Annotated in this window: 13 protein-coding genes; 8 read left to right on the top strand and 5 right to left on the bottom strand. The window is 74.3% G+C overall.

Features of this window, described 5'->3' with window-relative positions; all coding sequences use genetic code 11:
* Positions 1-97: 97 nt before the first annotated feature.
* From E4U91_RS00435 to E4U91_RS00425, 3 genes are all read right to left on the bottom strand, one after another.
* Positions 98-1,657, bottom strand: a complete 1,560-nt coding sequence (locus E4U91_RS00435; RefSeq protein ID WP_137304662.1) for a DHA2 family efflux MFS transporter permease subunit — start codon at positions 1,655-1,657, stop codon at positions 98-100.
* 93 nt (positions 1,658-1,750) lie between these two features.
* Positions 1,751-2,218, bottom strand: a complete 468-nt coding sequence (locus tag E4U91_RS00430) for a TetR/AcrR family transcriptional regulator (RefSeq protein WP_137304661.1) — start codon at positions 2,216-2,218, stop codon at positions 1,751-1,753.
* A gap of 147 nt (positions 2,219-2,365) precedes the next feature.
* Positions 2,366-3,277 (bottom strand): aromatic prenyltransferase, encoded by a 912-nt coding sequence (locus E4U91_RS00425; protein ID WP_168218037.1) that lies wholly within the window; start codon positions 3,275-3,277, stop codon positions 2,366-2,368.
* Positions 3,278-3,548: 271 nt separating this feature from the next.
* On the opposite strand from E4U91_RS00425, the gene E4U91_RS00420 reads away from it, so the two are divergent.
* From E4U91_RS00420 to E4U91_RS00385, 8 genes are all read left to right on the top strand, one after another.
* Positions 3,549-4,616, top strand: a complete 1,068-nt coding sequence (locus E4U91_RS00420) for a polyprenyl synthetase family protein (protein ID WP_137304659.1) — start codon at positions 3,549-3,551, stop codon at positions 4,614-4,616.
* Between the two features lie 29 nt (positions 4,617-4,645).
* The gene (locus E4U91_RS00415; protein ID WP_137304658.1) at positions 4,646-5,557 is read left to right on the top strand and encodes an aromatic prenyltransferase; all 912 of its coding nucleotides are present in this window, start codon (positions 4,646-4,648) and stop codon (positions 5,555-5,557) included.
* The gene (locus E4U91_RS00410) at positions 5,538-6,848 is read left to right on the top strand and encodes a cytochrome P450 (protein ID WP_137304657.1); all 1,311 of its coding nucleotides are present in this window, start codon (positions 5,538-5,540) and stop codon (positions 6,846-6,848) included. Before E4U91_RS00415 ends, E4U91_RS00410 begins: the two co-directional genes overlap by 20 nt.
* Before the next feature lie 23 nt (positions 6,849-6,871).
* A complete protein-coding gene (locus tag E4U91_RS39530; protein ID WP_174867728.1) occupies positions 6,872-7,591 on the top strand; it encodes a hypothetical protein in 720 nt (239 codons plus the stop codon).
* 156 nt (positions 7,592-7,747) lie between these two features.
* On the top strand, positions 7,748-8,452 hold the full coding sequence (locus E4U91_RS00400; protein WP_137304656.1) for a sigma factor-like helix-turn-helix DNA-binding protein: 705 nt from the start codon (positions 7,748-7,750) through the stop codon (positions 8,450-8,452).
* Positions 8,453-8,556: 104 nt separating this feature from the next.
* On the top strand, positions 8,557-9,486 hold the full coding sequence (locus E4U91_RS00395) for a sigma factor-like helix-turn-helix DNA-binding protein (RefSeq protein ID WP_137304655.1): 930 nt from the start codon (positions 8,557-8,559) through the stop codon (positions 9,484-9,486).
* A gap of 157 nt (positions 9,487-9,643) precedes the next feature.
* Positions 9,644-10,726: a ScyD/ScyE family protein gene (locus tag E4U91_RS00390; protein ID WP_137304654.1), complete on the top strand. Its 1,083-nt coding sequence runs from the start codon at positions 9,644-9,646 to the stop codon at positions 10,724-10,726.
* Between the two features lie 128 nt (positions 10,727-10,854).
* A complete protein-coding gene (locus E4U91_RS00385; RefSeq protein ID WP_137304653.1) occupies positions 10,855-11,427 on the top strand; it encodes a hypothetical protein in 573 nt (190 codons plus the stop codon).
* Positions 11,428-11,488: 61 nt separating this feature from the next.
* Here E4U91_RS00385 and E4U91_RS00380 read toward each other — a convergent pair whose 3' ends face one another.
* Positions 11,489-14,443 (bottom strand): hypothetical protein, encoded by a 2,955-nt coding sequence (locus E4U91_RS00380; RefSeq protein ID WP_137304652.1) that lies wholly within the window; start codon positions 14,441-14,443, stop codon positions 11,489-11,491.
* Between the two features lie 2 nt (positions 14,444-14,445).
* Positions 14,446-16,302 carry an HSP90 family protein gene (locus E4U91_RS00375; RefSeq protein ID WP_137304651.1) on the bottom strand — a complete coding sequence of 619 codons (1,857 nt, stop codon included), beginning with the start codon at positions 16,300-16,302 and terminating at the stop codon, positions 14,446-14,448.
* Positions 16,303-16,323: the final 21 nt, after the last annotated feature.

The following is a 16,323-nucleotide window of genomic DNA, read 5'->3' as shown; positions in this document are numbered from 1 at the left end:
GCTGTCTGCCGGCGCCTTTGCCCGCACAAGACGGCGCACCGCCCCCGGAGTTGCTCCGGGGGCGGTGCGCCGTGTGCCCTGCGGCGTCAGGTGCCGGTCAGGCGTTGGCGGCCTCGGGGGCGTGTCCCGTGGCGGGCGCCGGACCCGTGCCCGTGGCGGCGGCGGGCTCCTCCTCCGCCAGCACCCCGGCGGCCTCGGCGTGGGCGTCGCGCGGCTTGGCGCTGACCTTGCCGAGCAGGAGCAGCGCGATCACACCGGCGGCGGCCAGGACACCGGCCGCGACCCGCAGCGACAGCGCGTAGGCGTCGGAGGCGACCGCCGGCAGGTTGCCCTCGCCGGCGTGGTCGTTGACGTAGCGCAGGGCGATGGGCACCAGGGTCGCAAGACCCAGCGCGGCACCGATCTGCTGCATCGAGGTCTGCACACCGGAGGCCAGGCCGGAGTCCTGCCCGGTGACCTCGTGCAGACCGCCGTTGATCAGGACGGGGAAGCCCATGCCGTTGAAGAAGGCGAACACCACCAGGCCGGGCATGACCCCGCCGACGTAGCTGGCGTCGGGGTCGAAACCGCCGGCGGCGATGAGCTGCCCCACCGCGCTGCCGAAGAAGGCGATCACCACGATCGGCTTGACGCCGATGCGGGGCATCAGCCCGGTCGACAGGCCCATGCCGATGCCGGTGGCCAGCGTCAGCGGGATGTAGGCCAGACCGGTTTCCATCGGCGAGTAGTCCAGCACGTGCTGCAGGAACAGCGTCGCGACGAAGGCGTAGGTGTAGAACGAGGCGAACGACATCATGCTGATGACGTTGCTGGTCACCCGGGTGCGGTTGCGGAAGAACCGCAGCGGGATCATCGGCTCGTCCACCCGCGTCTCCCACAGGGCCGTGAAGACCAGCGCGGCGACACCGCCCAGCAGCGGCACCAGCACCGTCGAGGAGCCCCACGGCTCGTCGGCGGCCTTCAGCAGGCCGTAGACGACCGCGACCAGTCCGGCGGTGACGCCGACGGCGCCGACCGCGTCCAGGCGCTGGCCCTCACGGCGCGCCATCCGGCTCTCCGGCATCAGCCGCGGGATCGCGATGAGCGCCAGCAGCACGACGGGGACGTTGATGTAGAAGGTCCAGCGCCAGTCGATGAAGTCGGTCACCAGACCGCCCACGACCGAGCCGACCGCACCGCCCAGGGCGGCCATGCCGCCCCAGATGCCCAGCGCCTTGCCGCGCTCCTTGCCGTCGGTGAACAGCACCGCGATCAGGCCCAGCGCGGACGGCCCGGCCAGCGCCTCACCGAAGCCCTGCAGGAACCGGCCGGCGACCAGCAGGCCGGAGGTGTTCGCGGCACCGCACATGACCGAGGAGACGCCGAACAGCAGGACGCCCGCGATGAAGATGCGGCGCCGGCCCAGCAGGTCGGCGACGCGGCCGCCCAGCAGCAGGAAACCGGCCGCCATCAGCAGGTAGCCGTTGACCACCCAGGCCAGGTTCTCGGTGGAGAAGTGCAGGTCGTCCTGGATGTTGGGGAGCGCGATGTTCACGACGGTGACGTCCAGCATGAGCATGAACTGCACCGCGGTGAGTACGGCCAGCGCCTTCCAGCGCCGGGGGTCGCCGGCGGTCGGGCCGCCGGCCTGCTCGGGTGAATCTTTGAGGGTACTCATGACGTTAGTGGTCCTCCCAGGGATCCGGGGGCTGGACGATTCCTTCCGCTTCTTGTGCCGCTGGCCGTTCGGTGGTGCTAGCCGTGGGTGGTGCTAGCCGACGATGTAACGCTCGACGGTGGGCGCGAGCAGGGTGACGATCTCGTCGACCGACGCCGACGCGATCGGCTCCACACCCAGGACGTAACGCATCAGGAACACGCCCCACAGCTGCGCCGCGGAGGCGTTGATGTGGATCGGCTTGATGCTGAGCTTGCCCGCGAGCTCGTCGATGCTCAGCGGGTCCTCCTCCAGCGCCACGCCCGCCTGGGCGAAGACCTGGGCGGAGAAGAGGTTGCGCATCGGCTCCGCACCCTCCTTGCTGGTGGTCGCCGTGCGCAGGGCCTGCAGCAGCTTGGGCTGCCACTCGGGGTCCTCGAAGAAGTCCAGGGTGATCCGGACGATGTTCTCGGCGAGCTTCTCGCGAGGCCCGTGGTAGGCGGCCGCACCGGCCTTCGCGAACGCCTCCCCGTACGCGGTGATGATCGCCTGCGCCTCTTCGACCTCAACTGCCGTAGTCATGCGTGCTCCTTGGGAAAAAAGGACCTTGGCTTTTCGCGGGTATGCTCACCGACCCCGCTCGCACCGGACTCGACCCGAACTTGATGCGGGCTCGGCACCACTGCTGTCGTTCCACCGCGGGCACCCGCACGGGCGCCCGGGCCGGCCCTACGCGGCCGCGTCCTCGCGCTTGGCCGCGAACGCGGCGTTCGAGGCCCCGCGCGCCTTCTGGTAGTAGGCGGCGAGCTTGTAGTACGCCGCGCCCGAGGGGGCCAGCGCGACGGCGGAGACGAACTCCCGTCCCCCCTCGTACACATGGGGGACCTCCCGCGCGAACGCCTCGGTCGGCTCGTCGTGCGGGGCGGGAAGCTCGCCCGGCTGCTGGGTCTTGACGGAGAAGCAGATCCGCTCCGCCGCCGAGGAGTCCCAGTTGAAGGTCGGGTACAGGGAGAACGACCGCTCGATGAACTGCCGCACCCGCGCGTCCGGCTCCGGGTACCCGAACGCCCGCAGCAGCGCGAGCTTGTCGTCGGTGGCCACGGCGGACGCGGCCAGGTACACGTTCAGCGTGTTCTTGCGGTAGTTGACCCCGATCGCGGACACCTTGTCGTCCAGGCCCAGCCGGGTGAGCGTGTCCACGTGCCCGGCCAGGCACGGCGGCACCGACGGGATCCGGGCGAACTCCGCCAGCGGCGGGAAGTCGTCCAGCGGGAAGAACGCGTACGACTTCTTGAACCCGCCGACGACGCCGTACTCCACCCCGTAACTGGCTATCTCACAGCGCTTGTTCACCTCGGCCAGCACCGAGCCGACGGGGTGATCGGTGGGCTCGATGAAACCGTGCTCCAGCGCGGTGGTGTAGGGGTCGGCACCCTCGGGGCGCAGCGAGAAGTCGAAGTCGAGCTCCCCGCGGTGCGCTTCGCCGGCCGCCATGCTGAACACGAGGTGGGAGTCGGGCAGCTGGTCCCCGAACGCCTTCCACACCGGCTCGAACCGGTCGGGCGAACAGGGCACGTCCAGCAGCCGGGACGTCCGCTCGACCGCCGCGTACACCTCGTCCAATCCAGCGGGTCCTGCCATGAGCTCCTCCAAGAAGTTCAGCCTGTCTGCGCGGCATGCGCCCACCACCCTCGCGCACCCCGCTTGGCGACCACTTGGCGCGCGCTGGAGCCAACTCCCGCCGTCCGACCTGCACTTCACCGGCCACCGCCCCCGCACCGCCCCGGCGCCCGGCTCGGCCGGTACTCCAACCACACTCCACCTGCGCTGCATTCGCACCGCGCACGCTGACGCAGCCAGCCCTTGAGCGCTTGCGCCCCCAGCGCCCGAGCCCCGTCCAAGGAGATGAGTCGTGACCACTGCAGTGACCCGCCGGGCCGCCACCGACCAGGCCACCTCCGCGCGGCGCACCGTCGAGGACCTGCTCCAGCGCGTCCAGCACCGGCTGACCTCCTTCCTCGCGGCCGAACGCGCCCACTACGCCGAGGTCCACGAACACGCCGTCGTCGCCATCGACGCCCTCGCCGACCTCGCCGCCGCCGGCGGCAAGCTGCTGCGCCCGGCGTTCTGCCTGACCGGCTACCTGGCCGCGGGCGGCGACCCCGAGGCACCCGGCATCGTCGACGCGGCCGCGGCGCTGGAACTGCTGCACATCTCCGCCCTGGTCCACGACGACGTCCTGGACGACTCGCGCACCCGACGCGGCAAGCCGGCCGTGCACGTCCTGCACTCCACGCTGCACCGCACCCGCGGCTGGCAGGGCGAGTCCCGCCGCTTCGGCGAGGGCGTCGCCCTCCTGGTCGGCGACCTCGCCCTGGTCTACTCCGACGAACTGATGGCAGCCGCCCCCGCCGGCGCCTTCGCCGAATGGCACCGGCTGCGCTCGGAGGTGATGATCGGCCAGTACATGGACGTCGCCGCGGCCGCCGAGTTCAGCGTCGACCCCGACCTCTCCCGCCTCATCGCCCTGATCAAGTCCGGCCGCTACACCATCCACCGCCCCCTGGTCCTCGGCGCGGGCGCGGCCGGCCGCACCGACCTCGCCGGCGCCCTGGCCCACTACGGCGAAGCGGTCGGCGAGGCCTTCCAGCTGCGCGACGACCTGCTGGACGCCTTCGGCGACGCCGCACAGACCGGCAAGACCGCCGGCCTGGACTTCTCCCAGCACAAGATGACCCTGCTGCTGGGCTGGGCGATGCAGCGCGACAGCCGCATCCACGACCTGATCACCGAGCCCGGCCACACCCCCGACGAGATCCGCGCCCGCCTGCTGGACACCGGCGTCCCCGCCGACGTCGAACAGCACATCGCCCACCTCGTCGACCAGGGCTGCGCCGCCCTCGCCGACGCGCCCCTGCAGCCGCAGTGGCGCGCCCAGCTGACCGACATGGCCCTGCGCGTGGCCTACCGCGACAAGTGACCCGCGCCCGTCCGACAGGGGAAGCAACCATGCCGGCCACCACCCACCAGGACCTGCTCGCCGGGATCCAACGAGCGGCGGGACTGATCGACGTCACCTGCTCGCCCGAGAAGGTCCAGCCCGTCCTCACCGCCTTCGAGGACGTCCTGGACCAGGCCATCATCGCCTTCCGCGTTGCCACCAACGCCCGCCACGAAGGCGAGTTCGACTGCCGCTTCACCATCCCGCACCACATCGACCCCTACGACCGCGCCCGCACCCACGGCCTGCTCACCCCCTCGGGCCACCCCGCCGAGAACCTCCTGCACGACATCAGCCGCACCTGCCCCGTCGACAGCTACGGCATCGACTTCGGCGTCGTCGGAGGCTTCCGCAAGGTCTGGACGTACTTCCCCGGCGGCACCGGCCAGAACCTCGCCACCCTGCGCGACCTGCCCTCCATGCCGTCCGCCCTGGCACACAACTTCGCCTTCTTCGCCGACCGCGGCCTGGCCGACAAGGCCGACATCGTCGCCGTCGACTACCGCAACCACACCGTCAACCTGTACTTCACCGGATTCCCCGACCACCTGCGCAGCCCCGCCGAGGTCCTGGCCATGCACCGCGCCACCGGCATGCCCGACCCCAGCGAGCAGATGCTGCGCTTCTGCGAGAAGTCCTTCGGCCTCTACACCACCCTGAGCTGGCACAGCCCGGCCATCCAGCGCATCGCCTTCTCCATCAAGACCCAGGACCCGCTGGCCCTGCCCGCCCGGCTCGGCACGAAGATCGAACACTTCGTCCGCACCGTCCCCTACGGCCGCGACGACCCCAAGATGGTCTACGCCGCCATGACGTCCTCGGGCGAGGAGTACTACAAGCTCCAGTCGTACTACCGGTTCCAGCCGCGCAGCCGGCTGGACCTGATGCCGTCGATCGACCATGCCGCCGACGCCGCGTGACGCCGACCGCCCGCAGGAACTGCGCTTCAGCCGGATGGAGCGCCTCCTGGGCGGCCACCCGATCAGCACCGTCAGCGTGGACGGCACTACCGCCCGCTTCGTCACCGACCCGGCCCTTGTGCGCCGCATCCTGGTCACCGACGCCCGGCACTACGGCAAGAGCGAACTGCTGCAGAAGGCCAGGATCCTCAGCAAGAGCGGACTGCTCGCCCCCGACGACGCCCGCCACCGCCACTACCGGCGCCTGGCCCACCCCCACCTGCGCACCACCGCCGTCACCGCCCACACCCCGCTCATGGAGGACGTCGCCCGCGCCACCGCGGCCTCCTGGCGGCCCGGACAGCCGGTCGACATCCAGGCCGCCATGTGCCGGGCAGCCGGCCGCATCGCCCTGAACGCCCTCCTGGGCCCCACCTCCGGCCAGACGTCCGCCTTGCTCACCGAACGCCTCGCCGCCCTGTCCTGGGAAATGATCACCAAGCCGCTGTACGGGAACGCCGCCCGCGCCCGGCGGCCCGCCCACCGCCTGCGGCAGGCCTCCACCGACTTCCGCACCCTGCTCGCCCGGTGCATCACCGACAGGCTGAACCCACCCGGGCCCACGACGCACTACCTCTCCGCGCTGCTCGCCGACGCCGGGCCGGCCGCCGGCGGCGCCCTGAGCGGCGAACAGGTCTGCGACGAGGCCGTCATGATGCTCACCGCGGCCACCGTCACCACCGCCTCGGTGATGTCCTGGGCCCTGTACACCCTCGCCCGCCACCCCCTGGCCGAGGAGAAGGTCCTCAAGGACCTGGCCCAGCCCGCCGACACCGGCACCGACACCGGCATCGGAACCGGCGCACGCCCCGGCCACGGCCACGGCCCGCCCGGCTACACCCTGCGCTTCCTGATGGAGGTCCTGCGGCTGCACCCGCCCGTGTGGATCACCAGCCGCCGCACCCTCACCCCCGTCACCCTCGGCGAGCACACCCTGCCCGCCGGCACCGACGTCGTCTTCAGCTCCTACCTCCTGCACCGCCACCCCGCCCACTACCGCGACCCGCACCGCTTCGACCCCGACCGCTGGCTCACCACCCGCCCCCGCCCCCAGGACGCCACCTACCTCCCCTTCGGCACCGGAGCCCGCGGCTGCGTGGGGGAGACCTTCGCCTGGCAGGAACTGCACGTCCTGCTCGGCGTGCTGGCCCAGGAATGGCGCCTGACCCTCCACCCCGGCACCCGCCCCCGCGCGGCCGCCCACACCACCCTGCACCCGCACCGCCTGCTCATGATCCCCCAGCCGCGATAGCCCACCCCGCCTGGAGCGCGCTCATGACCAAAGCGCCGACCCCCGCCCACACCGCCGACCTCACCACCCGCGCCCTGACCGAGGCCCGCTCCATGACCGGCCCCGGCCGGCCCCGCCCGCCCCACGACGGCCTGGCGGCCGCCGCCCTGCGCGCCCACAGCGCCCTGCAGGCCGGCTACGGCCACCCCGTCCCGCTCACCGCCCTCACCGGCGACGCCCCCCACGCCCTGGCCGCATTCCTGGCCGTCTACGCCGCCCACGCCCCCCACCAGCCGGCCCCGACGACGGCGCCTGCCCCGGTCACGGCACTCGCCCCGGTCACGGCGCCCGTCCCGGTCATGGCACTCGCTCCGAGCACGGCGGCCACCTCGGCCACCCCGCTCTCGGAGCCCGCCCCGGCCGCTCCGGCCACGGCGCCCGCTCCGGCCACGGCGCCCGCTCCGGCCACGGCGCCCGCTCCGGCCACGGCGCCCGCCCCGGCCACGGCGCCCGCCCCGGCCATCCCGGCCACGGCGCCCGCCCCGGCCACGGCGCCCGCCCCGGCCATCCCGGCCACGGCGCCCGCCCCGCTCGCGGCACCCGTCCCGGCGGGCCCCGGGCCGTCGCCCGTCGGCCGGCCGCGGGAGCCGGCCGGGCGCAGCCGCGTCCCGGTTCCCGGTGCCGGGTGCGCGGACTCGCCCTGCGCATCAGCCCCGCTCGAACTCCGCTCGAGCGACCGGGACTTGACTGTCTCCCGACCCTAAAGTGGGGCTGCGAGTCACCCCCGCCCGCCGTTCCCCCCTCCGGCGGGCGGGACGGCATCCGGCACACCCCCCAGCCCCCAACGCCCGTACCGGCCCGGGAGAGCGCCCGGCGCCGCCGACGGCCTGACGCCCGCCCGGACACAAGGAGGGGCCCGGATGAGCCGGATCGAGGAGTTCGAGAAGGCGCGCCCCCTGCTGCTGTCGATCGCCCACCGCATGCTCAGCAGCGCACGCCAGGCCGAGGCCGCGGTGCACCAGGCGTGGCTGCACTACGAGGCCAGCCCCGAACAGCCCGTCTCCGGAAGGGCGTTCCTGACCACCGCGCTCACCGACATCTGCCTGGACGCCCTGCGCCGCGCCCACGCCCGCCAGGACCGACTCGCCCGCAGCGCGCAGCTCCCGCCGCGGCGGGAGGGCGACGCCGCCCACTCCGGCGCGGCGGCGCTCTCGCTGCTGCAGCAACTCGGCCCCACGGAACGGGCGGTGTTCATCCTGCGGGAGGTCCTGCACTGCACCCCCGCCCAGACGGCGGCCATCGTGGGCTGCCCGGAAGCCGCCTGCCACCGCACGGCCGCCACCGCCCCCCGGGCGGGCGACGGCATGACGGTCCCGTCCTGGCCGCGGCGCATCATCGGCGCCGACCACATCGCCCGGGTCTTCGCCACCATCGTCCCCGCACTGGACCACGTCGGCGTCACCCTCGCCCCCCAGCAGGTCGGCGACCACCCCGGCGCGGTCTTCCGCGACCGGCACGGCACCGTCCTGAGCACCCTCGCCTTCGACGTGCGCGACGGGCGCATCCAGACCATCCACTGGGCGACCGGCCCCCACCTGACCACCGACACCCCCGCCCAGACCTGACCGCCCGCCCCGCCCGCCCCACCGCACGAGCACCGAACCGCCCCGCCGCACGGCCACGGAACCGCACCGGACGCGCAGGACCGCAGACAAGGAGCAGTCCCCCCATGACCCGGACCCGGACACAGGAGTTCGACCACCTGCGGCCCCTGCTGTTCGCGATCGCCTACCACCTCCTGGGCAGCGTCGGCGAGGCCGAGGACGCCGTGCGCACCACCGGCCGGCACTGGCGCACCCTCCCCGCCGCCCCGCGCGACGCCCGGGCCCACCTGACCGCCCACCTCACCAGGACGGCCATGGACATGCTGCACGCGGCCCGCGCCCGCCGCGCCGCCTACACCGGCACCTGGCTGCCCGAACCCCTGCTCACCGACCCGCACGGCGCCCCGGCCCACGGCCCGCACCCGGCCGGTTCCCTGCCCACCGCCGTCCTGCTGGAGCTGGAACGCCTGGACCCGCTGCAGCGCGCGGTGTTCGTCCTGGACGAGGTGTTCGCCTTCGAATACGCCCAGATCGCCGCCGCGGTGGGCCACCCGGAGGCGGCCTGCCGCGACCTCGCCGCACAGGCACGCCGGCGCACCGCTGCGGCCCGCACCCGCCCGCAGGCCGACCGCGCCCAGTGCGCGGCGCTCGCGGCCCGCTTCTTCGACGCCCTCAAGGACGGCGACGCCGGCGCCCTGCGCGAACTGCTCGCCGCCGACGCCCAGCTCGTCGGCGACGGCGGCGGCAAGGCACCCCAACTGGCCCGCACCGTCACCGGGGACGACCGCGTGGCCCGCCTGCTGACCTCCCTGGTCACCCTGCTCACCCGCATCGACGTCACCGTGCAGGCCCGCACCGTCAACAGCCGCCCCGGCGCCCTCCTGCGCGACCGGGACGACAAGGTCCTGGCGACCTGGACGCTGGACGTGCGCGACGGCCGCATCCACACGATCCACTCGGTGACCAACCCCGACAAACTCGCCCACCTGGGGCCGGTCGCGGACGCCTGGGCCCTCAACCGCGAGGCCGGACGCACCCGCCGGGCCACGACCTGAAAAAAGGCCCTGCAGATCCGCTGGAGAAACACGGCAATGCACCTCGAGCGGCACGACCGCACGCACCCCGTTCCCCTAATCTGACACCGCGTTTCGCCACCCCGTTCTAGAAATTGCGGGCCCTTCCGGCACGCAAATAAAAAGGAGCGCTGAAGGAATGCAGAATTCCCGCAGAAGCCTCACGCGGCGCATGCTCGCGATATCGGCGTGCGCCGTCGCGCTGCCGCTGGCCACCGCCGGGCTCGCCGGCGCCGCGCCGGCCGGCACCCACGGCATATCCGACACCACGGTCAAGGTCGTCGCCACGGGCCTGAAGAACCCCCGTGACGTCACCGCGCTGGCGGACGGCACCCTGCTGGTGGCCGAGTCGGGCGAGGGCCTGCCGGGCTGCCCGGTCGGCCAGGTGTGCCTGGGCAAGACCGGCGCCGTCTACAAGATCAGGGGCCCGTGGCAGGGCCGCGTCGTCACCGGCCTGCCCTCCCTCGGCCCGGGCGTGGCGCCCGGTGCCGCGGTCCAGGCGGTCGGCCCGGCCAGCGTCCTGCCCGACCCCAACGGCGGCTACCTCGTGCTGAGCATGGGCGGCTTCGACAGCAACGGCCGTGCCGCGCTCGGCCCGGACGCCGCCACCCTGGGCACGCTCTCGCGCACCCGCGACGGCTCCGTCGTCGCCGACTACGTCGACCACGAGACGCGGCTGAACCCCGACGGCCGCCAGCCCTACTCCAACCCGTGGAAGGTCCTGCGCACCGGCGGCGGTTACCTGGTCACCGACGCGGGCGCCAACACCGTGCTGCGCACCGCGGGCGGTACCACGACCACCCAGTTCGTGCTGCCGACCATCGAGAACGACCGCGACGGCGTGCCCACCGGCATCGCCCGCACCGCCGACGGCACCACCTACGTCTCCGGCCTGGGCGTCTACGCGGGCCAGTCCCGCATCTACAAGGTCGGCCCCAACGGTCCCGAGGAGTGGCTGTCGGGCCTGACCAACGTCGTGGACCTGGCCGCCGCCCCCAACGGCGACCTGATCGCGCTGACCTACACGCCCGGCTACCTCGAGGACCCGCCCCAGCCGAGCAAGGTGCTGCGCATCAACACCACCACCAAGGAAGTCACCGAGATCCCGACCGGTGACCGGCTGATCATGGGCACCGGCCTGGACGTCAACCGCGAGGGCCAGATCTTCATCGTCAACAACGCCCGCGGCACCAGCGGCGAACTGCTGCGCCTGACCTACTGACCCGCCCGCCCCCGCGCGCGCACGCCCCACCCGACGGCCCCGCCGGCCATCCCACACCGGCGGGGCCGTCCCCGTCTCCCAACCCCCGCGCCGACCAGCCCGATCGGCCCGCCACTACAGTGCGGTGCATGTCGAACGCCCACCCGTCAGCGCCCGGCCCCCAGGGCCCGTACGGGCCGCCCCAGCCCCCGCAGACCCCCGCCGGGCCGCCCCAGCCCCCCGGCCCCTACGGCGCCCCCGCCCCCTACGGCGCCCCGGGCCCCTACGGGCCGGGACCGGCGGGCGGTCCCTACCCGCACCCCTTCACCGCGCCCTTCCCGCTGACCATGCCCGCCGGTGTGCGGGCCGCGCAGTCGGTGAACTTCGCCGTCGCGGGCCTGGGCCTGCTGCTCACCGTCGTGGTCTCCGTGACGGCCGGCGCCTACGAGTCCGGGCGCTTGATCAGCGGCTACCTGCTGGCGTTCGTGCTGTGCGCCCTGGCCTTCGCGTACCCCAAGGCGGGCAACGGCGTGCGGGTGGCGTCGATCGTGGTGGCCGTCCTGCAGATCCTCATGGGCCTGGGCTCCATGGCCAACGGCACGTTCCTCGGCATCGTCCCGCTGGGCGGCGCCGTCACCGTCGTCGTCCTGCTCACCCAGCGCACGGCCACCCAGTGGTTCACCCGCCCCCGCACCCCCCAGCAGCAGGCGCCCCACGCCTGACCCGGCCGCCGTGCCCCGGTGCCGGAGGGGCGGCCCGCCCCGGCACCGCACCGCCGGCGCGTCAGTCCTTCTCCCGCAGCTCCGCGGCCAGCGCGGCCAGCGGTTCGGCCTCCTCGTCGTGGCCGGCGGCCCTCAGCCGGGTGACGGCCGCGTCCAGGCGGGCCAGGGCGGGCGCGGGGCGTTCCAGGTAGATGCCCTCCACCGCGCCCGCGAGGCGCACGCACTCCGCCCACTCACCGGCGTGTTCGCCCCCGGCGCCCGCCTCGCCCAGCAGCGCCAGGCCCTTCTCCAGCGCCGCCAGCGCCTCCTCGTAGGTGCCCGCGTAGGCGTGGACGCGGCCGTGCTCGTAGGCCAGCGCGACATCCAGGGGACGCCCGCCCGCCGCGTACCCGGCCGCGCCCGCCTCCTCCGCGATCCGCGCGGCGTCCTCGAGGAAGCCGAGCGCGTCCGCCAGCCCGTCGGCGCCCTGCTGCTTGGCCTGCAGCCGGGCCAGCTCGCGCAGGCAGTTGCTGAGCTGCTCGTAGCGCGGCGCCCGGGCGTGCGCGGCGAGCGCCTGGCCGGCGGCCTCCCGCGCCCGGCCGAACTCGCCCGACTCGGCGAGCAGTACGGCCGTCTCCGCGGCGATCATGGCGTGGCTGCCCGGATCGTCGTCCCAGCCTGCCGACTCGGCGGCGAGGGCGACGAACTCCGCCGTGGCCGCCTTGAGGTCCTCACCCGTGTGCAGCGCGCGGGCCCGGGTCAGCCGCAGCTGCGCGGTGAGCCGGGCGTCCAACTGGCCCGCGGCGACGTCGGGTTCGGCCAGCAGGGAGTCGAGCAGGGCGATGCTGTCCTCCACGCGCCCCAGGTCCAGGCTGAGCTGCGCGGCGTTGCTGTAGGTGCACAGCGCCTCGATGCGGCTGCCGTGCCGCAGCTGCACCTGCGCCGCACGGCTCAGGTGCCGCAGGGCCTCCTCGGGGCGGCCCAGGTGCAGGCACGCCTCGGCCAGGTCGGCGTGCAGACGGCCGGTGTCCATGGCGTGGGCCGGCCAGTCGGCGGCCACCCGCAGGGCCTCGGTGAGGTCCGCGTGCGCGGCCTGCGCGTCGCGCATCCCCAGCCGCAGGCGGCCGCGCAGCCCCAGCGCGCGGGGCAGGTGCCAGGCCGGTCCGTGCGCCTGCAACCGCTCCTGCAGCGCGTCGAGTTCGGTGACGGCGGCCGGCAGGTCACCGGTGAGGGCGTGGGTGCCGGCGCGCAGCAGCGCGGCGCCGGAGATCTGCGAGGCGATGTCGTGGCGCACGGCGAACGCGTGCAGCAGGTCCACCTCGGCCAGGACCGGCGCGACGTGCTCCTCCTGCCGTGTCGTCTGCAGCCTGAGCCCCAGCACGGTCGCGCGCAGCCGCAGCAGCCGGGCCTCCAGGTACGGGGCGAGCGCGGGCGCCTGCTCGTGCAGGCGGACCATGCCCGCGTGGGCGTCGCCCAGCGCGGCGGCCTTCGCCGCCACCCCGTCCCCGTCCCCGTTCTCCTCCGTGTCCGGCGCCGGGGGGAGTTCGGCCCGGGCCAGCAGGGCGCAGGCGCGGGAGAGCGCCGCATGCCCCGCCGCCCCGGCGTCCTCGTACAGGGCGGCCGCTTCCTCGTGCAGGGCGGCGGCCTCGGCGAACTCGTCCTGCTGGCCGGCCCGGTCCGCGTCGTCGGCCAGCAGGTCCGCGCGCAGCAGCACCAGCGGGCCCACTCCGTCGTCGTCGGGGTGGACGTAGTCGCGGGCCGTGACGAGCGTGCGCACACGCGCCCACACCAGCCGCCCCTCCGGGTGCCCCTCCACCTCCAACCGACGCGCGTGCGCGATGAGTTCGGGCAGCGACTCGGGCAGGGCGGCGGCCGTGCGGGAGGCGGGTGCGGGGGCCGGGGTGGCGGGGGTGACGTCGTCCAGGCTGCGGGTGCGCAGGGTCAGCTCCAGCGCCTCCAGCAGCGGAGCACGCTCCAGGCGGGCCCGGCGGCGCTCGGCGTGCGCGGTGGTGCCGTTGCGGGCGTCGAAGCGGGCGGCGAGGTCGTCGGCGCGGCGGCCCGCCTCGGCGCGCAGGCCGGCCACCGTCCAGGTGCGGCCCGCCCACCCGGCGGCCGGCAGCTCACCGTGGCCGAGCTGCTCGACGCGCTGCAGGAGCACCTGCACCCCGGTGAGGAAGTCGAACTGGTCCAGCGGCGAGTCGACCTCGTCGAACAGGGTGCGGTTCTCCGCGAGCAGCTCCAGACCGCGCGCCTCGTTGCCGGTCAGCGCGCAGAACTCCAGGTGCCGCCCGACCTCCCCGGCCATGGCGGGGTTGCGGCGGCAGGCACGGTAGCCGGCCAGGTGCAGCTCCCGGGCCCGCTCGGGATCATCGGTGCGCAGCAGCGGCAGCAGCGCGTACGACACGGACCGGGCCGGCTCCTCCTGGCAGGACTCCTTGCCCGCCAGGACCGGCTCCCACACGCGCAGCGCCCGCGCGTCGTCGCCCGCGGCCAGGTGGTAGCGGGCGCGCTCGCAGATCTCGCAGGCCTCGCAGTCGCTGAGCCGGGTACGGGCGCGGCCCGCCCACAGCTCGTAGGCGAGGGCGGTGTCCTCACCGACGTGGGCGGCCAGCTGGTAGGCCTGGCCGTAGTAGGGCTGCAGGGCGAGCCCGGCCTTCTCGTAGCGGTCGCGCATCTCCGCCGACCACTGACGCAGGCTGGCCAGCGGGACCTCGGGCAGCTGGCGCAGCGCGTGGGCGACCCACTTGAACCGCCAGAACAGCAGGTGGCGCAGGCGCTCGTCGAAGACCTCGGGCTGCTCGTCGAACAGGGTGAGCAGCCGGGCGAAGACCACGGGCGACTTGCGCGGCTCCGAGCCGTAGGTGTACGCCTCCTGCAGCTCCAGCAGTGCCCGCACCAGCGCGACCGGATCGGCGAACTGCTCGGCGGCGTCGGCGAGTTCCTCGGCGGCGACGGTACGGGTACGGCCGTAGGGGCGCCGGCCGTTCTCCTGCAGCGCCCGGTACAGCTCGTCGGTGGTCTGGGGTGCGGTGGGCATCGTCAGCTGTCCTTGCGGAGGGCGTGGGCGAGGAGGTCGAGGAAGGAACGGTTGATCAGGCTCGACTCGGCGGGCCTGAGCGGACGCCGGGACAGCATCGCGGCCTGTCCGTAGAGCGCTTCGGCGCTGGTGCGGGCCAGTTCGGGCTCGTCGATGGTGACGGCGGTGCGCACCAGCGGGTTGAGCTGGTTGAGGATCAGCTGGGCGCGCGGGGCCTCCTGGCGCAGGGCGCCCAGGATGTCCCCCCACACCCCGCCCTGCTGCTCACGGGCCAGCTGGGAGCGGGTGCGCTCGTGGCGGGCCTCGCGGCTGTCGACGAGCAGGGCGGGCGCGGAGGCCGGCTGGAAGGTGCGCAGCGCCACGTCGCAGTCGAACACGGCGAGCGCGTCGCGGGCCCGGGCGAGGTAGGCCGCGGCGGCCAGTTCCGTCTCCCGGTCGACGGGGTCGAGGTGGGCGGTGAGGGTCTCGGGGTCCAGGTCCGCGACGGTGGCCCCGGCCCGGACCTCGGGCAGGCGGTGCACCAGGTCACGGTCGTAGGTGTAGCCGCCGTTGACGACGCCGAGCCCGGCGGCCGAGGCGATCGCGGCGACCTGCCGGAACTCCTCCACGCTGGAGGTCACCAGCACGGTGCGGTGGGTGCGCGCGAACTCGTCCAGGGTGGTGTGCCCGTCGGTGGTCTCGAACGGCAGCCACGGCAGCAGCATGCGCAGGATCTCGTCGTCGTGCACCGCGAGCGACTTCACCGCCAGGTGGTGGGCCTGCAGGAACCGGCCGAGCAGGTCGGGGTCGCTGGCCGCGGCCCGCGCGATCCACGCCCGCAGCCGCTCCGCGAGCGCCTCGCGCACGGCGGCGAGGGTGTCGTCCTCGTACAGGGACTCCCGCGAGGCGGTCGGGCGCAGCGCCTCGGCGTCCACGACGCAGCGCACGAAGAACGCCCACTCGGGCAGGATCTCCTCGGCCTGCTCCGACAGCAGCATGCCCTTGACGTGGACCCGGTGGCCGTGGCGGCGCCCGGCCGGGACCGTCTCGGGCAGCACGCACGCGATGCCCTTCAGGCCCACGGCCGGCAGGTCCAGCTCGATGGTGTCCAGCGGCGTGAACCCGAAGACCTCCTCGCCGTAGGCGGCCAGCGCGCGGGCGCGGGCGCCCGGCGTGGGGTGGGCCCGGGCCCAGGGGGCGGGCTCGGGGTTGACCGGCACGGCGGGGGCGCCGGAGCCGTCGTCGAAGACCACCGGGTGGCGCAGCAGGGAGCCGAAGTGCCGGGCCAGCGCGTGCACCTGGGACGGCCGCGTCCACTCGGCGGCGTCGGCGCGCGGCGTCAGCGTCACGGTGGTGCCGGGCCGGGGGCGGGCGGAGGCGGGCAGGGTGCGCACGGTGTACCGGCCGTCGCCGCGGCCGCGCCATTCCACCGCCGGGGCGTCGGGGGTGCGCGCGGAGCGGCTCAGGACGTGGATCTCGTCCGCGACCAGGAAACAGGACAGCAGGCCGATGCCGAACTGGCCGATGAAGTCCGCCCGTTGCTGGGCGATCGAGTCGGCGCGCTTGCTGCTGCGGCCGATGGTGGCGAGGAAGCCGTGCACGTCGGCCTCGGTCAGACCCACGCCGTCGTCCTCGACGCGGACCACGCTGCCGTCGGCGTACAGGCGGATCCCCAGGCCTGCGGGTGGGGCGGCCGCCCCGGCCGGGGGCAGCTGGCGGCGGGCGGTCAGCGCGTCCACCGCGTTCTGCAGCAGTTCGCGCAGGTAGACCCGGGGGCTGGAGTACAGGTGGTGGGACAGGAGGTCGACCAGGCCGCGCAGGTCGACCTGGAAGGTGCGGTCGGCGCCGAGCGGGCCGGAAGGGGTGTCATGCAAAGTCATCGGGCAGTCCGGGGTGCGGTG

Origin of the sequence: Streptomyces lasalocidi (assembly GCF_005280215.1) — a bacterium.
Taxonomy (GTDB): domain Bacteria; phylum Actinomycetota; class Actinomycetes; order Streptomycetales; family Streptomycetaceae; genus Streptomyces; species Streptomyces longwoodensis.
This window is presented reverse-complemented; position numbering and strand designations above follow the sequence as displayed.